Raw genomic sequence first — 16,529 nt, 5'->3', positions numbered from 1 at the left:
CTTGAAGTTCGCCACGGCCGACCGCAGCACGTTGCGTCCGATGCGGCCGAAGCCGTTGATGCCTACCTTGATCGTCACAAAACTCTCCTCGAATGCGTTGTCAATTCACTAACGGGCGGAAGTCGGGAATCACGCGATCGGGCCCGCAGGCCTCGATGGGCTGGCCCATGTTGTAGCCATAGGGCAGTGCCCAGACCGGTACACCGGCATTGCGCGCGCTGGCCACGTCGATCGACGAGTCGCCGACGAAAAGCGCGCGCGCGGCGTCCACCTGGAACTGCACCAGGCAGCTGTGGATGCCGGCCGGATCGGGCTTCTTGGTGGGCAGGGTGTCGCCACTGACCACGCGGTCGAACATCGGCGCCAGGTCGTGCGCAGCCAGCACGGTGCGCGTGTACCGCGCCTCCTTGTTGGTGACCACCGCCAGATAGATGCCCTGGGCGCGCAAGCTCTTGAGCACCTCGCGCACATGGGGATAGAGATGGCTGCGCGTGCCGCAACGGCGCTGGTAATGGCGATCGAATTCGGCGGCGATCAGGGGCAGGTCATCACAGCGGCGAACCTCCTCCGCCGTGAGCCGGCGCACCTGGGCCAGCGCCTGCACCAGCAGCTCGCGCGTGCCGTGGCCGATCCAGCGGTCCACCTGGTCCTGAACCACCTGCGCCAGGCCAAAGTGCTGCAGCGTGTCGTTGACGGCGTCGCAGATTTCGGGAGCGGTCTCGATCAGCGTGCCGTCCAGGTCGAACATCACCAGATCGAAAGATGCGCTTACTTGCTTATTCATGGAAGTCCATCTGAAAAAATCAGGCGACCGCTGGGGCACCTTGCTGCACCCGTTCCCGCACGGCCTGCACGATGGCTTGCACCGTGATGCCAAAGTGCGGGTACAGGTCCTTGGCCGGCGCCGACTCGCCGAAGCTGGCGATGCCCACCACGTGACCGCGGCGCCCGACGTACTTGCGCCAGAAATCCGGGTGCGCAGCCTCCACCGCCACGGCGGGCAGGTCCAGCGGCAGCACGGCGTCCTGGTAGGACGAAGGCTGGCGATCGAACACATTGCTGCAGGGCATGGACACCACACGCGTGCTGATGCCTTCCTTGGCCAGTTGCTCGTGCGCCTGCATGGCCAGCGTGGTCTCGGAGCCGGTGGCGATGATCACGGCCTCGGGCTCATCCCGCTCGGCCAGGATGTAGCCGCCGCGGCGGATGTGGGTGGCCAGCTCGGCACGATCGGCCAGGCGTGGCAGGTTCTGCCGCGACAGGGCCAGCGCGCTGGGGCCGTCCCGGCGTTCGATGGCGCAGACCCAGGCCACCGTCGTCTCCAGGCTGTCGGCCGGACGCCAGACGTCCAGGTTGGGAATGATGCGCAGCGAGGGCACGTGCTCGACCGACTGGTGCGTCGGACCATCCTCGCCCAGGCCGATGGAGTCGTGCGTGAACACATGCACCACACGCTGCTTCATCAGCGCAGCCATGCGGATGGCGTTGCGCGAGTAGTCGCTGAAGGTCAGGAAAGTGCCGCCGTAGGGGATGTAACCCCCATGCAGACCGATGCCGTTCATGATGGCCGCCATGCCGAATTCACGCACGCCGTAGGACAGATGGTTGCCCCAGACGTCACGCCCGGCCAGCGTACAGTTCTTGAAGTTGGTCAGGTTGGAGCCGGTCAGGTCGGCGCTGCCGCCGAAGAACTCGGGCAACAGCGGGGCCAGCAGGTCCAGCGCATTCTGGCTGGCCTTGCGCGTGGCCACGGCCTCGGTGCGCGCGGCAACGGACTCGAAGATCTGAGCCAGACGCTCGCCGAATGCGGGCAGCAGGTCGCCCTGCATGCGGCGCTCGAACTCGGCCGCATCCTCCGGGTAGAGCGTGCGGTAGCGCTCGAAACGCTGCCGCCACGCCTCCTGCAGGGCCTGGCCGCGCGCCACGGCATGCCAGGCCTGGGCCACGTCGGCTGGAATCTCGAAGGGCGCGGCGGTCCAGCCCAGCGCTTCGCGCGTGGCGGCCACTTCGGCCGCGCCAAGTGCCGCGCCATGCACGTCGTGCGTACCGGCCTTGTTGGGCGAACCCTGGCCGATCACGGTCTTGCAGCAGATCAGCGTGGGCTTGCCGTCGGAGCGCTGCGCCTGCGCGCGCGCCTGGGCGATGGCGCGGTCGATGGCGGCAGGGTCGTGACCATCGACATCGGGGATCACATGCCAGCCATAGGCGCGGAAACGCGCCGGCGTGTCGTCGGTGAACCAGCCTTCGACATGGCCGTCGATGGAGATGCCGTTGTCGTCGTAAAGCGCGATGAGCTTGGACAGGCGCAACGTGCCGGCCAGCGAGCAGGCCTCGTGGCTGATGCCCTCCATCATGCAACCGTCACCGAGGAAGGTGTAGGTGTGGTGATCCACGATGGTCAGCTCGTCGCGGTTGAACTCGGCAGCCAGCAGCTTCTCGGCCAGCGCCATGCCCACGGCATTGGCGATGCCCTGGCCCAGGGGGCCGGTGGTGGTTTCCACACCGGGTGTCACACCCACTTCGGGGTGGCCCGCGGTCTTGCTGTGCAGCTGGCGAAAGCGCTTGAGCTCCTCCATCGGCAGGTCATAACCGGTGAGGTGCAGCAAGGCGTAGAGCAGCATGGAGCCGTGGCCGTTGGAGAGCACGAAACGGTCGCGGTCGGCCCACTGCGGATTGGCCGGGTTGTGGCGCAGGTGGCGGTTCCACAGCACCTCGGCGATGTCGGCCATGCCCATGGGCGCACCGGGGTGGCCGGACTTGGCCTGCTCGACGGCGTCGACCGCCAGCATGCGGATGGCGTTGGCCATGCGGCGGGCGAGTTCGGGCGTGGGCGGTGTCATCACTGCGCTCATCTCAGTTCGCCCCCAGCGCGCGCTTGCGCCGTTCCATCATGCGCCAGACGAAGGGCGTGAAGATCAGCTGCATGGCCAGTTCCATCTTGCCGCCGGGCACGCAGATGGTGTTGGCCCGGCTCATCCAGGAGTTGTCGATCATGCCCAGCAGGTAGGGGAAGTCGATGCCCTTGGGGTTGGCGAAGCGGATCACCACCATGCTCTCGTCGGCCGAGGGGATGTCGCGCGAGATGAAGGGATTGGAGGTATCCACCATGGGCACGCGCTGGAAGTTCACATGCGTGTGCGCGAATTGCGGCACGATGTAGTTCACATAGTCGGGCATGCGACGCAGGATGGTGTCGGTCACCGCTTCGGTGCTGTAGCCGCGCTGGTGCTTGTCGCGCCAGAGCTTCTGGATCCACTCCAGGTTGATCACCGGCACCACACCGATGCGCAGGTCCGGGTGCTGGGCGATGTTGTGCTCGGGCGTGACCACGGCACCGTGCAGGCCTTCGTAGAACAGCATGTCGGTGTCGCCGGGCAGATCTTCCCAGGGGGTGAAGGTGCCGGGCTCCTGCTTGTAGGGCGCGGCTTCTTCATCGTTGTGCAGGTATTTGCGCGCCTTCCCGGTGCCGGATCTGGCATAGGTGGCGAACAGGCTCTCGAGCTCTCCGAACAGGTTGTTGTCGGAGCCGAAGTGGCTGAAGTGCTTGTTGCCCGTCTTCTCGGCCTCGGCCGCCTTGCGTTTCATCTCCTTGCGGTCGAAACGGTGGAAGCTGTCGCCCTCGATGATGGCGGCCTTCACGCCTTCGCGGCGGAAGATGTTGGCGAAGGTGCGCGTCACGGTGGACGTACCGGCCCCCGATGAGCCGGTGATCGCGATGATGGGATGACGTTCAGACACAAAGGTCTCCTGGAACTAAAAAATCCTGGTTGCACAACCCAATTGCCTGCTGCCTTGTGTTCGCGCGGGACACCGCGGAACCGGCTTCGCCGGGCCGCTGGTGTCGTCCCCCCTTGGGGGGAAGGGCCCGCAGGGCACTCAGGGGGGTCATACTCTAAAAAGGCCGCGTTCGGCAAACAGCGGGCTGTCGTTCTCGATCTTGATCGGCTCGGCGTGGTAGCGCTCGATGCGCTCCACTTCGTTCTTCGAGCCGAAGATCAGGCCGATGCGCTGGTGCAGCGAGGTCGGCTGCACCGCCAACATCGGCTGGCGCCCCGTGCTGGCGCGGCCGCCCGCCTGCTCCATGATGAAACCCACGGGGTTGGCCTCGTACAGCAGGCGCAGGCGGCCGTTCTTGGCCGGCTCCTTGCTGTCCTTGGGGTACATGAAGACCCCGCCGCGCATCAGGATGCGGTGCGCTTCGGCCACCATGGAAGCAATCCAGCGCATATTGAAGTCCTTGACCCGGGGGCCGGTCTTGCCCGCCAGGCACTCGTCCACGTAGCGTCGGATCGGCGCTTCCCAGAAGCGGCTGTTGGACGCGTTGATGGCGAATTCCTGGGTATCGGCCGGGATCTGCAGCTTCGGATGCGTGAGCATGAACTCGCCCAGGTTAGGGTCGAGCGTGAAACCATTGACACCGTTGCCCACCGTCAGCACCAGCATGGTGGTGGGGCCGTAGAGCGCGTAACCCGCTGCCACCTGCTGCGTGCCGGGCTGCAGAAAATCGGCCTCGACGACATCGCGACCCGAGGCCACCACCTCCTGCGGCGCCCGCAGGACGGAGAAGATGCTGCCCACCGAGACATTGACGTCGATGTTGCTGGAGCCGTCCAGCGGATCGAACACCAGCAGGTACTTGCCCCGTGGATGCTTGGCCGGGATCTGGTAGGGCAGGTCCATCTCCTCGGAGGCCATGCCCGCCAGGTGCCCACCCCACTCGTTGAGGCGCGTGAAGAGCTCGTTGCTCAACACGTCGAGCTTCTTCTGCGTCTCGCCCTGCACATTGATGGCCGCACCGGCTTCGCTGGCCTGGTTGCCCAGCACCCCACCGAGTTCGCCGAAGGCGACGGCGCGCGCGATGGCCTTGCAGGCCAGCGCCACGTCGAGGATCAGCGCATTGAAATCGCCCCGGGCGTCCGGGAAACGACGGCGCTCCTCGATCAGGAACTGGGTCAGGGTGGTGCGTTTGGACAGCGGCATGATGGATGGGTCTCTTTATTGATCGACGGTCAGGAGGCGTTCACCGGACCAGTGCGCCTGGTGCCATTGCTGCAGGTCCGCCAGGTGCACCTTGCCCAGGTCGGGCAGCACATGCATGGCGCGGCTGAAGTCGTGGTGGCGGGTGTACTGGGTGGGCGTGATCACCGTGGCCAGGCCGGCCAGGGTGGCCGCCTTCAGGCCGTTGCCCGAATCCTCGAAGGCCAGGCAGGCCCGCGGATCGAGCTGCAGGGTCTGCAGGATCTGGACGTACACCATGGGGTGCGGCTTCTTCAGCGGCGCCGTGGAGCCGTCCCCGATGGCCGCGAAGGCGTGGCGCCAGCCCGGCCCCATGGCCCGGCGCAGCAGGGCTGCGATGTTGACCGGCGAGGTGGTGGTGGCAATGGCCAGCTGCACGCCGGCGCCGGCGGCTTCATCGAACAGCTCGAGGATGCCCGGGCGCAGGCCCACGGCACCGGCGTTGATGGCCCCCTCGTAATAGGCGGTCTTGAGCTCGTGGATGCGGTTGACGGTCTGCTGCACCGCCTGCGCGTCCAGCGCCTTCACATCGGCGTTGATCCGCTTCCAGTAGTGCTGGACGCGCTCCTTGCCGCCGGAGACTTCCAGCAGCTCGGTGTACAGCGCCTCGTCCCAGTGCCAGCCCAGGTCCAGCTCATTGAAGGCATAGTTGAAAGCCTCCAGGTGCAGGCTCTCGGTATCGGCAATGGTGCCGTCGACGTCGAAGATCAGGGCTTGTAGCGTGGGCTGGGTCATGGTGAACCTCACTCGGTTTTGAACAATCGGCTGGCCAGGATGTCCTGCGCCTCGATGGTCGTCAGGTCGTCCCGGGTCAGTTCGCGGTCGCGCTCGGCAAACAGGCGGCTGGCCTGGCGCAGACGGGCCCGGTCCAGCGCGTTGCGCACGCTGCGTGCGTTGGCGAAATGCGGCTGGCCGATGCGCAGTTGCAGGTAGCGGTCGAAGGCCTCGGCCGCACCGGGGCCGAAGCGGTAATTCTGCGTCCCCAGCATTTTCCCGGAAATCTGCATCAGCTCGCCCACCGAGTAGTCGGGAAAGTCCAGATGGTGCGCAATGCGCGAGGACATGCCGGGGTTGGACTGGAAGAAGGTGTCCATCCGGTCCTTGTAGCCGGCCAGGATCACCACCAGGTCGTCGCGCTGGTTTTCCATCACCTGCAGCAGGATCTCGATGGCCTCCTGCCCGTAGTCGCGCTCGTTCTCGGGCCGGTAGAGGTAATAAGCCTCGTCGATGAAGAGCACGCCCCCCATCGCCTTCTTGAGCACTTCCTTGGTCTTGGGCGCGGTGTGGCCGATGTACTGGCCCACCAGGTCGTCACGCGTGACCGCCACCAGATGGCCTTTGCGCACATAACCCAGGCGGTGCAGGATCTGCGCCATGCGCAGGGCCACCGTGGTCTTGCCCGTACCCGGGTTGCCGGTGAAGCTCATGTGCAGGCTGGGCGCCTGACTCGTCAGGCCCAGGTTGATGCGCAGCTTGTCGATCACCAGCAACGCGGCGATGTCGCGGATGCGCGCCTTGACCGGCGCCAGGCCGACCAGATCACGGTCCAGTTCGGCCAGGACATCTTCGACCTGCGATTGCGCCAGCACCTGCGCCACGCTGCGCGCGCCGCTGTCCACCATCGCCAGGGTGGTGGCGTCTTCGGCGGCAGCCTCGGCGCGCGCAGGCGCCGACGTCACGCCGGGAATGGAATAGCTGGGGGCACTCATAGGTCGAAGCGGTCCTGTCGTGCCAGCCCTGATGCTCGTGGCAACAGGGCTGGACTGCTACTCAATTAATAGCGCTTGCCTTCGGGTTTGTCGGCACCGTAGCCGCGCGTGGTGTAGCGCAGCGAACGGCCCTGCATCTCCTGACGCTCCAGCATGAAGCCGGGCTCGTCCTTCGGCCGGTTGACGATGAAGCTCATCACGATGGACTCGACGCCACGCGTGGAGTCGAAGGCCATCAGGCGGATGTAGTGGTTCGGAAAAGCCTTGCGGCAGTTCTTCACTTCCATCAACACGCCGGCCGCATCCTGCAGGTCGAACATGGGCATGCCGAACATTTCCCAGTAGGTGTTGCGCGGGTGCGGATCGTCGGTGTATTCCACGCTCCAGGCGTAGCCCTTCTTGAGGCCGTATTCGATCTGCAGCGTGATCTCGGCGTCACTCAGGTCGGGCAGGAAGCTGAACTGGCCCTGGGTCAGGCGGCCGGTGGGGTTGGTCATCATGGTCGGTAACTCCAATTGTGTTGGTGATGCAGGTGCCCGCCGCCGGGCCGCCCCAAGGCGGGCACGGCCCCCTCGGGGGGCAGCGCAGCACGCGTAGCGGCAAGCGTGGGGGCCATGTATTTCAGGCCACAGCGGGCGTGACGGCGAAGTCGCTGCTGTCGGTGGACTGGTAGTTGAAGCTGATGTCGCCCCAGGTGTCCAGCGCGGCCTTCAGCGGACCACAGGTCTGGGCGGCCTTCTTCAGGATCTCCGGACCTTCGTTCTTGATGTCCTTGCCTTCGTTGCGCGCCTTGACCATGCACTCCAGCGCCACGCGGTTGGCCACGGCGCCGGCCTGGATGCCCTGCGGATGGCCGATGGTGCCGCCGCCGAATTGCAGGATCACGTCGTCGCCGAAGAGGTCGATCAGCTGGTGCATCTGGCCGGCATGGATGCCGCCCGAAGCCACCGGCATCACCTTCTTGGTGTCAGCCCAGTCCTGGTCGAAGAACAGGCCGCGCGGCAGGTCAGCCTTGGTGTAGCTGTCGCGGCAGACGTTGTAGTAGCCCTGCACGGTCATCGGGTCGCCTTCGAGCTTGCCCACGGCGGTGCCGGTGTGCAGGTGGTCGACACCGGCCATGCGCAGCCACTTGGCGATCACGCGGAAAGACACGCCGTGGTTCTTCTGGCGGGTGTAGGTTCCGTGGCCGGCACGGTGCATGTGCACGATCATGTCGTTCTTGCGGGCCCAGTTGGCCATGGACTGGATGGCGGACCAGCCGATCACCAGGTCCAGCATGATCACGACGGAGCCCAGCTCCTTGGCGAACTCGGCACGCTCGTAGATGTCTTCCATCGTGGCGCCGGTCACGTTCAGGTAGCTGCCCTTGACCTCGCCGGTCACGGCCTGCGCCTTGTTGACGCCGTCCATCACGTAGAGGAAACGGTCACGCCAATGCATGAAAGGCTGCGAGTTGATGTTCTCGTCGTCCTTCATGAAGTCCAGGCCGCCCTTGAGGCCTTCATAGATCACGCGGCCGTAGTTGCGGCCCGACAGGCCCAGCTTGGGCTTGGTGGTGGCGCCCAGCAGGGGGCGGCCGAACTTGTCCAGACGCTCGCGCTCGACCACCAGACCGGTCGGCGGGCCCTTGAAGGTCTTGAGGTAGGCCACCGGGATGCGGATGTCCTCCAGACGGGCGGCTTTCAGCGGCTTGAAGGAGAACACATTGCCGATCAGGCTGGCCGTCATGTTGGAGATCGAGCCCTCTTCGAACAGGATCAGGTCATAGGCGACCCAGGCGAAATACTGGCCGGGGTTGTTTGGCACCGGCTGCACGCGGTAGGCCTTGGCGCGGTAGCTGTCGCAGGCGGTCAGGCGGTCGGTCCATACCACCGTCCAGGTGGCGGTGGAGGATTCGCCGGCCACGGCGGCGGCGGCCTCTTCCGGATCGACGCCCTCCTGCGGCGTGATGCGGAACAGGCAGATCGTGTCCGTCTCCTTGGGCACGTAGTCGGGCATCCAATAGCCCATCTGCTTGTATTTCAGGACGCCTGCGCTGTAGCGCTTCTTGGCATCGGTGATCTGGGTCGAGTCGCTCATCTATCGCTCCTGGGGGATGAAATTCCTGATGGGTGAAATATAAGGATTTAGCGAAATAAGGTAAATTCAAACTTTATTTGCTTTTGATTAAGTGATTGCTTAATGAAGAACGCCACCTTTCGCCAACTCCGGGTGTTCAGCGAGGTCGCCCGCCAGCTCAGTTTCAGCAAGGCCGCGCTGGCCATGCACCTGACCCCGCCGGCCGTGACCATGCAGATCAAGGAACTCGAGGGCCACGTGGGCCTGCCGCTTTTCGAGCGCAGCGGGCGCCAGGTGGCGCTGACCACGGCCGGCGAGTACATGCTGGTCTACGCGCGCAAGATCCTGGCCACGCTCAAGGACGCCGAGGATGCCGCTGCGCGCCTGCAGAAACTGGAGATCGGCACGCTGACCATTGGCATGGTCAGCACGGCCAAGTACTTCCTGCCGCGCCTGCTGGCCGAGTTCCAGCGCGAGCACGAGGGCATCGAGGTGCGCCTGATCGTCGGCAACCGGGAGCAGTTGCTCAAGATGCTGCAGGGCAACGAGGTGGACATCGCCATCATGGGGCGCCCCCCGAAGGAAATGGCCACGCGCGCCGAGCCCTTTGCCGCCCACCCGCACGTCTTCGTGGCGCCGGTGGACCACCCGCTGCTCAAGCGCGGCCACCTGGATGTGCCATCCCTGCAGCCCTACAGCTTCATCGTGCGCGAGCAGGGCTCGGGCACGCGCGCGGCCATGGAGAAGTTTTTCGGCGATGCGAACTTCGAGCCCAAGGTCACGATGGAGATGTCGAGCAATGAAACCATCAAACAGGCCGTCATGGCCGGCATGGGCCTGAGCTTTCTATCGCTGCACACCATCGGCCTGGAGCTGGACAACCAGCTGGTGGCCATCCTCGACGTCCAGGGAGCCCCGGTGGTGCGCGCCTGGAACGTGGTGCACACCCTGTCCAAGCTGCTGTCGCCGCCGGCCGAGGCCTTCCGCTACTTCATCCTGGAGCGCGGCGAGGTCTTCCTGGCCGAGCAGTACGGCCGCCACATCCGCATGGCGCCGCTGGGCGCCAGCTGAGCCTGATTCATCAACAAATATAATATTTGCTTAAGCAAATATCAGCATTAACTGATTTGATTTCATGCGCAATTACACGCTCAAGCAACTGCAGACTTTCATCGAAGTCGCCCGCGAAAAATCGGTCTCCCGAGCGGCCGAACGCCTGTTTGTCACGCAGCCCGCCGTGTCCATGCAGATCCGCCAGCTGGAAGAGGCCTTCGGCCTTTCGCTGATAGAACCAGTCGGCCGTAACATCCAGCTCACGCATGCCGGCCTGGAGTTCCTGACCCACGCCATCGCCGCCCTGGGCAAGCTCAAGGACCTGGAAGCCAGCATGGCCGAGCACGTGGGCGCCAAGAAGGGCCGCATCGAGCTGGGCATCGTCAGCACCGCCAAGTACTTCGTGCCCATGCTGCTGGTGCGCTTCACCAAGCTGATGCCGGGTATCGACATCGCGCTGCACATCGACAACCGCGACAACATCCTGGGCATGCTTTCGCGCAACGAGCTGGACCTGGTGATCATGGGGCGCGCACCCGCCAACCTCGACTGCGAGGCCACGCCTTTTGCCAGCAACCCGCTGGGCATCGTGGCCCCGCCGGACCACCCGCTGGTGCGTCGCAAGCGCATGGCCTTCGACATCCTCAAGGACCACCCCTTTGTCGTGCGCGAGCAGGGTTCGGGCACGCGCGCGGCCATGGAACGCCTGTTCGAGCAGTACGAGATGCCGATCAAGGTGGCCATGGAGATGCCCAGCAACGAGACCATCAAGCAGGCCGTCATGGCCGGCATGGGCCTGGCCTTCCTCTCCATGCGCACGGTGCGCCACGAACTGGCAGCCGGCCACCTGGCCCTGCTGGACATCAGCGGCATGCCCATCGTCGGCAAGTGGTACGTCACCCACCTGAGCCAGAAAAAACTCTCGCCCGCGGCGCAATCGTTCAAGAAATTCCTGATCGAACAGGCCGAACCGCTGATCGACTCCTGGGCCTGAACAGCTGCGTTGCGCCCGCCGCTCAGGCGGCCTGCAAGAGGCGTTGCGGTTCGTGCAGGCGGTAGACGCGGCCGTGCTTGTCCAGCGGCTCGATCACCGCTTCACGCACCAGGCGGCTGACCTCGCGGCTCACGGTTTCCAGCTTCAGGTCCAGCATGGCGCCCATATCGTCGCGCGCGAACAGGGTGACGGTGTGGCCGTCGCTCGGGCTGCGCATCTTGAGGATGAAGTTGGAAACACGCTGGCGTGCCGTGCCGAAGTTCAGGTCGGCCAGCCAGTCATCGGCATCCTTGAGCGCCGCCTGCCACTTCTGCATCAGGCGCAGGTGCAGGCGCGGACTGCTCGCACCCAGAGTGTGGATCACTTCCAGCGGAATGCGACAGACGGCGATCCCGGTCAGCGCCACGGCATCACAGTCGAAATGCCCGCCACCCAGCGCCTCCAGCCCCGCCACGTCGCCCGGTCGCAGCACGCGCACGATGCGCTGGCGCCCGTCAGCCGTCACCCGCACCAGCTTGATCATGCCGCGACGCAGCGTGTAGATCCCCTGTGCCCGCGATCCCTCGTTGTACAGCGCCTCACCGGCTGCGAATTCGAGATCGTCGATCGGCGCATGGATCATGCCGAAATCCTGCTCGTTGAGGTCGGCGAACAGCACCATGTCGCGGATGCCGCAGCTGCGGCAATCAGAGGTGCCGCGCCAGGCGGATTCGGTCTTGATCGGAATCATGGCTGCATCGTGGATGGGGTCGCCCCAGGATACCCCCAAGTGTATAGTGGACCTTTTCATCCTGTCCGGATCGCCACCAGAACCTGACACCGCACCGCATGTGTGAACTGCTTGCCATCTCCAGCCAGCAGGCCACCCACCTGAGCTTCTCGCTCGCGGCCCTGGCCAGCCACAGCACGCCGGGCCACAGCGCGCGCGACGGCTGGGGAGTGGCCTGGTACGAAGACGGCCAGGTGGTGCTGCACCGGGAAGCCGGCCCGGCCAGCGACAGCCCCGAGGCCAGGCGACTCGCCAGCGCAGGGCCGCCCACCACACTGGCCATCGCCTACATCCGACATGCCACGCGCGGCGCCCGCACGCTGGCCAACACCCAGCCCTTCGTGCGCGAACTTGGCGGCCGCAGCCATGTGTTTGCCCACAATGGCGATCTGCCCGGCCTGGCCGCTGACCCGCGCTACACCCCCGGAGATTTCCAACCCGTCGGCGACACCGACTCCGAACAGGCTTTTTGCGCCCTGCTGGCGCGGCTGGCCCCCCTGTGGCAGCAAGGCACGCCCGACCTACAGGAGCGGCTCCACGCCATCGCAGGCCTGGCAGCTGAACTGCACGCTTACGGACCGGCCAATTTCCTCTACGCCGATGGCGATGCCCTGTTTGCCCACGGCCACCGTCGCATCCAGGCCGACGGACGCATCGCGCCGCCAGGCCTGCACTGGCTGCAGCGCAGCTGTGCACAGGAGAGCGAGCCGCTGCTGGCCGATGGCGTCTGCGTGGGCTGCGGCTACCAGAAGGTGCTGCTGCTGGCCAGCGTACCGCTGAGCAAGGAACCCTGGCAGGCGCTGGCCGAGGGCGAAACCGTGGCCGTGCGCGGCGGCGAGCTGCTGGCACGCCGCCGGGCCTGAGGGCCCGCCCCGATGGCGCGGCCCTGGTCAGGCGCTAAGATCATCGGCATGAATCCGCAACGCAGACAGCTGGTCGCCGGCAGTGCACTCTTGGCCGGCAGCCTGGCCCTGGGCCGGTCCGCACTGGCGCAGGTCCCCGCAGCCGCGCCCTCCTCGCCCAGGGTCGAGGCCAAGGCCGGCCCCCTGCCCGCACCGGGCACGCCATTGCGCCTGCCCGAGGTCCCGCTGTTCGATGGCACGGTGTTCCGCCCGGCCCAGGCCGAAGGGCGGGTGCTCGCGGTCTACTGGTGGGCCAGCACCTGCCCCTTCTGCGCGCTGCAAAGCCCCGAGATGCAAAAGCTCTGGGAGTCGCAGCGCGCCCTGGGCGCCAAGGGCCTGCAGCTGCTCACCTTGTCCATCGACCGCCGGCCCGAAGACGCGCAGAGCTATCTGCAGAAAAAGGGCTATACCTTCCCGGCAGGCTTCGTCACGCCGGAGATCCATCGCGTTCTCCCCAAGCCCAGGGGCCTGCCCATCACCCTGGTCCGCGGCCGCGACGGCCGTGTGCTGCAGGCCGAAAAAGGCCAGCTGTTCCCGGAAGACGTGGAACTGCTGGCACGCTGGGCCGCTTGAGCGACAAAAACACAAGGGAAGACACATGGGTGCATCACTGGACGGCAAGCTGGTCGTCGCCATTTCCTCGCGGGCCCTGTTCGACTTCGAGGAAGAGAACAAGGTCTTCGAGCACGGCCACGGCCCGCACAAGGACCGCGCCTACATGAAACTGCAGCTGGACAAGCTCGACGTTCCGGCCAAGCCCGGCGTGGCCTTCTCCATGGTCAAGAAACTGCTGGCCTTCAACGACCAGGAAGCCCAGCGCGTGGAGGTGGTGATCCTCTCGCGTAACGACCCGGTCTCGGGCATGCGCGTGTTCCGCTCGGCCCAGCACTACGGTTTGCCCATCGAGCGCGGCAGCTTCACGCGCGGCCAATCGCCCTGGCGCTACCTCAAGCCCCTGCACGCCAACCTCTTCCTCTCGGCCAACCCCGACGATGTGCGCGCCGCGCTGGCCCAGGGTTTCCCGGCCGCCACCGTGGCCACGCATTCGGTGCGCGCCCAGGACAACCACCCGCATGAGGTGCGCATCGCCTTCGACGGCGACGCCGTGCTCTTCAGCGACGAAGCCGAACGCGTGTTCCAGGCCGAAGGCCTGAACGCCTTCCAGCAGCACGAGCGCGACAAGGCCCACCAACCCCTGCTGGCCGGCCCCTTCAAACCCCTGCTGGCTGCGCTGCACCGCCTGCAGCAGGAAGGCACGCCCAGCATGCGCATCCGCACCGCGCTGGTGACGGCACGCAGCGCACCGGCGCATGAACGCGCCATCCGCACCCTGATGGACTGGCACATCGAAGTGGACGAAGCCATGTTCCTGGGCGGCCTGCCCAAGGGCGAGTTCCTGCGCGAATTCGAACCCGATTTCTTCTTCGATGACCAGACCGGCCACATCGAATCGGCCGCACAGCACGTGCCCTCGGGGCATGTGGCCAGCGGCGTCTCCAACCCCTGATCTTTCCGCGAGGCACATTCATGTCCCTGCTCAAGAAAGCAGCTGATTTCAAGGCCTTTCTCGTCCGCGCCTGGGCCTTGTCCCTGCCCTACTTCACATCCGAGGAAAAGTGGAAGGCGCGCGCCCTGCTGGCCTCCATCGTCGCGCTCAATCTGGCCTTCGTGTACACGCTGGTGCTGTTCAACGAGTGGAACCGCTTCTTCTACGACGCGTTGCAGGAAAAGAACTACCCGGTTTTCATCGAACAGCTGGTGCGCTACACCGTGCTGGCCTTCATCTACATCATCATCGCGGTCTACCGCTTCTACCTGACCCAGCAGCTCGAAATGCGCTGGCGCGCCTGGATGACGCGCCACTACATGCGGCGCTGGCTCGACCACCAGGTCTATTACCACCTGGAACTCACACGTTATGCCCAGCTGGCGCCCGACCAGTCGCCCGACAACCCCGACCAGCGCATGCAGGAAGACCTCAAGCTCTTCACCTCCAGCACCGTGGGCCTGAGCATGGGCCTGCTCAATGCCCTGGTCACCTTCGTGAGCTTCGTCGGCATTCTGTGGGCCCTCAGTGGCGAATTCACCTTCCAGTGGAACGGCACCGAGTTCGCCATCCCGGGCTTCATGCTCTGGGTGGCCATCCTCTACTGCGCAGTCGGCACCGTGCTCACGCACTACGTGGGCCGCCGCCTCATCCCGCTGAACTACGAGCAGCAGCGCCGTGAAGCCGACTTCCGCCACAACCTGGTGCGTGTGCGCGAGTACAGCGAAGCCATCGCGCTGGACCGCGGCGAGGCCGTGGAATACAAGCAGCTGGACCTGCGCTTCAGCCACGTGCTGGCCAACTACCTGCAGCTGATCGACGCGCAGAAGCGCCTGACCATGTTCACGGCCTCCTTCAGCCAGGCCTCCACCGTATTCCCCTTCATCGTGGCAGCGCCGCGCTTCTTCAGCGGCGCCATCCAGCTCGGCACGATGATGCAGATCGCCTCGGCCTTCAACCGCGTGCAGGACTCGCTCTCCTGGTTCATCGACAACTACGACAGCCTGGCCGCCTGGCGTGCCACCACCGACCGTCTCACGCATTTCGAGACCGCCATCCAGCGGGCCAGCCAGGCCGCCGCCCTGCAACATGAAGACAGCCGCGATGCCGGCATGCAGGTCAGCGACCTCTCGCTGGACCTGCCCACCGGCAGCCGCCTGCTGGCCCATACCGCGCTGCAGGTGCAGCCCGGCGACACCATCCTGCTCAGCGGCCCCTCGGGCAGCGGCAAGTCCACGCTCTTCCGCGCCCTGGCCGGCATCTGGCCCCTGGCCTCGGGCCGCGTGGCAATGCCGCCGTCGAGCATGTTCATCCCGCAACGGCCCTACTTCCCCAACGCCCGGCTGCGCGACGCGCTGGCCTACCCCGACCCGGCCGAGAAATACGACGACGACACCTTGAAACAGGCCTTGCGAGATGCCTTGCTGCCCCAGTTGGCAGACCAGCTGGACGACGTGGATGCCTGGAGCCAGAAACTCTCGGGCGGCGAGCAGCAGCGCCTGGCGCTGGCGCGCGTCTTCCTCAAGAAGCCATCCTGGGTGTTTGCCGACGAAGCGACCAGCGCGCTCGATGAGGAAGCCGAAAAGGCGCTCTACCGCAAGCTCATGGAGCTGGTGAAGTCAGGCAATGGCGCTATCGTTTCAATAGCACACCGGCACAGCGTCGCGACTTTTCACAGCCACAGCTGGACGCTGGAGAAACGCAGCGACGAAACCGTCGCCCTGTTCCAGCTGCGTCAGGCCTGAGGGCTGGCCCTGTAACGCTCCCAGCCGCGCGCGCGCAGCTCGCAGGCCGGGCAGGTGCCGCAGCCATACCCCCAGGCGTGGCGATGGGCGCGGTCGCCCAGGTAGCAGGTGTGGGTGTGCTCGACGATCAGGTCCACCAGCGCGGTGCCGCCCAGGGCCTCGGCCATGCGCCAGGTATCGGCCTTGTCGATCCACATCAGCGGTGTCTCGATCAGGTAGCGTTTGTCCATGCCCAGCGACAGCGCCAGCTGCATGGCCTTCATGGTGTCGTCGCGGCAATCGGGGTAGCCTGAAAAATCGGTCTCGCACACACCGGTCACGATGACCTGCAGGTCGCGCCGGTAAGCCACCGCAGCAGCCAGCGTGAGGAACAACAGGTTGCGCCCGGGCACAAAGGTGTTGGGCAGGCCGCTGGACTCCATCTTGAACGCGGTTTCGCGTGTCAGCGAGGTCTCGCTCACCGCGCCCAGCACCGCCAGGTCCAGCATGTGGTCCTGGCCCAGCTTGGGCGCCCAGTGCGGAAACTGGCGACGGATCTCGGCCAGCACCTGCACGCGGGCTTCCAGCTCCACATGGTGGCGCTGGCGGTAATCAAAGGCGATGGTTTCAACGCGCTCGTAGGACTTGAGGGCGTGGGCCAGACAGGTGGTGGAATCCTGCCCGCCGGAGAAAAGGACGAGGGCGGTCTTATGCAGCATGCCCCGATGTTATCGCCCCGCCTGGGGCTGCTGACGGCT

General features: G+C 65.6%; 16 protein-coding genes. 6 read left to right on the top strand and 10 right to left on the bottom strand.

The features are described 5' to 3' along the window. Positions 1–100: 100 nt before the first annotated feature. The 8 genes from gph to AC1RRP_RS09535 all read right to left on the bottom strand — a co-directional run bounded on the left by gph (position 101) and on the right by AC1RRP_RS09535 (position 8,804). Positions 101–784 (bottom strand): phosphoglycolate phosphatase, encoded by a 684-nt coding sequence (gph, locus tag AC1RRP_RS09570; protein WP_493035512.1) that lies wholly within the window; start codon positions 782–784, stop codon positions 101–103. Between the two features lie 19 nt (positions 785–803). After that, a complete protein-coding gene (gene tkt / locus AC1RRP_RS09565) occupies positions 804–2,852 on the bottom strand; it encodes a transketolase (RefSeq protein ID WP_493035510.1) in 2,049 nt (682 codons plus the stop codon). 1 nt (position 2,853) lies between these two features. Beyond that, entirely contained in the window at positions 2,854–3,738 is an 885-nt protein-coding gene (locus AC1RRP_RS09560) for a phosphoribulokinase (RefSeq protein WP_493035508.1), read from the bottom strand. Between the two features lie 147 nt (positions 3,739–3,885). Next, positions 3,886–4,980 carry a class 1 fructose-bisphosphatase gene (locus AC1RRP_RS09555; RefSeq protein WP_493035506.1) on the bottom strand — a complete coding sequence of 365 codons (1,095 nt, stop codon included), beginning with the start codon at positions 4,978–4,980 and terminating at the stop codon, positions 3,886–3,888. 15 nt (positions 4,981–4,995) lie between these two features. Continuing rightward, positions 4,996–5,751 carry an HAD-IA family hydrolase gene (locus AC1RRP_RS09550; protein WP_493035504.1) on the bottom strand — a complete coding sequence of 252 codons (756 nt, stop codon included), beginning with the start codon at positions 5,749–5,751 and terminating at the stop codon, positions 4,996–4,998. Between the two features lie 8 nt (positions 5,752–5,759). Next, positions 5,760–6,725, bottom strand: a complete 966-nt coding sequence (cbbX, locus tag AC1RRP_RS09545; protein ID WP_493035502.1) for a CbbX protein — start codon at positions 6,723–6,725, stop codon at positions 5,760–5,762. A 65-nt stretch (positions 6,726–6,790) separates the two neighbouring features. Beyond that, positions 6,791–7,225 carry a ribulose bisphosphate carboxylase small subunit gene (locus tag AC1RRP_RS09540; RefSeq protein ID WP_493035500.1) on the bottom strand — a complete coding sequence of 145 codons (435 nt, stop codon included), beginning with the start codon at positions 7,223–7,225 and terminating at the stop codon, positions 6,791–6,793. A 121-nt stretch (positions 7,226–7,346) separates the two neighbouring features. Further along, positions 7,347–8,804: a form I ribulose bisphosphate carboxylase large subunit gene (locus AC1RRP_RS09535; protein ID WP_493035498.1), complete on the bottom strand. Its 1,458-nt coding sequence runs from the start codon at positions 8,802–8,804 to the stop codon at positions 7,347–7,349. A gap of 102 nt (positions 8,805–8,906) precedes the next feature. On the opposite strand from AC1RRP_RS09535, the gene AC1RRP_RS09530 reads away from it, so the two are divergent. Next, entirely contained in the window at positions 8,907–9,854 is a 948-nt protein-coding gene (locus AC1RRP_RS09530) for a LysR family transcriptional regulator (protein ID WP_493035496.1), read from the top strand. A 64-nt stretch (positions 9,855–9,918) separates the two neighbouring features. Continuing rightward, positions 9,919–10,830, top strand: coding sequence for a LysR family transcriptional regulator (locus AC1RRP_RS09525; RefSeq protein WP_493035495.1), 912 nt, complete (start codon positions 9,919–9,921; stop codon positions 10,828–10,830). A 22-nt stretch (positions 10,831–10,852) separates the two neighbouring features. On the opposite strand, the gene AC1RRP_RS09520 is transcribed toward AC1RRP_RS09525, so the two are convergent. After that, entirely contained in the window at positions 10,853–11,560 is a 708-nt protein-coding gene (locus AC1RRP_RS09520; RefSeq protein ID WP_493035493.1) for a Crp/Fnr family transcriptional regulator, read from the bottom strand. A gap of 98 nt (positions 11,561–11,658) precedes the next feature. Here AC1RRP_RS09520 and AC1RRP_RS09515 point away from each other — a divergent pair, with 98 nt between their 5' ends. Genes AC1RRP_RS09515 through AC1RRP_RS09500 form a run of 4 tightly spaced genes read left to right on the top strand, consistent with a single transcriptional unit; the run spans position 11,659 to position 15,792 of the window. Beyond that, entirely contained in the window at positions 11,659–12,462 is an 804-nt protein-coding gene (locus tag AC1RRP_RS09515) for a class II glutamine amidotransferase (RefSeq protein WP_493035491.1), read from the top strand. Between the two features lie 48 nt (positions 12,463–12,510). Continuing rightward, positions 12,511–13,074, top strand: a complete 564-nt coding sequence (locus tag AC1RRP_RS09510; RefSeq protein ID WP_493035489.1) for a TlpA family protein disulfide reductase — start codon at positions 12,511–12,513, stop codon at positions 13,072–13,074. A 25-nt stretch (positions 13,075–13,099) separates the two neighbouring features. After that, on the top strand, positions 13,100–14,008 hold the full coding sequence (locus AC1RRP_RS09505) for a 5'-nucleotidase (protein ID WP_493035487.1): 909 nt from the start codon (positions 13,100–13,102) through the stop codon (positions 14,006–14,008). A 20-nt stretch (positions 14,009–14,028) separates the two neighbouring features. Continuing rightward, positions 14,029–15,792, top strand: a complete 1,764-nt coding sequence (locus tag AC1RRP_RS09500; RefSeq protein WP_493035485.1) for an ABC transporter ATP-binding protein/permease — start codon at positions 14,029–14,031, stop codon at positions 15,790–15,792. Here the strand turns inward: AC1RRP_RS09500 and queC are convergent. Then, entirely contained in the window at positions 15,783–16,487 is a 705-nt protein-coding gene (gene queC / locus AC1RRP_RS09495) for a 7-cyano-7-deazaguanine synthase QueC (protein ID WP_493035536.1), read from the bottom strand. The genes AC1RRP_RS09500 and queC overlap by 10 nt on opposite strands. Positions 16,488–16,529: the final 42 nt, after the last annotated feature.

The organism is Hylemonella sp. GW821-FHT12C09 (assembly GCF_058807395.1).
Note: the sequence above shows the minus strand (reverse complement) of the source record. Positions and strands in the feature narration are given on the sequence as shown.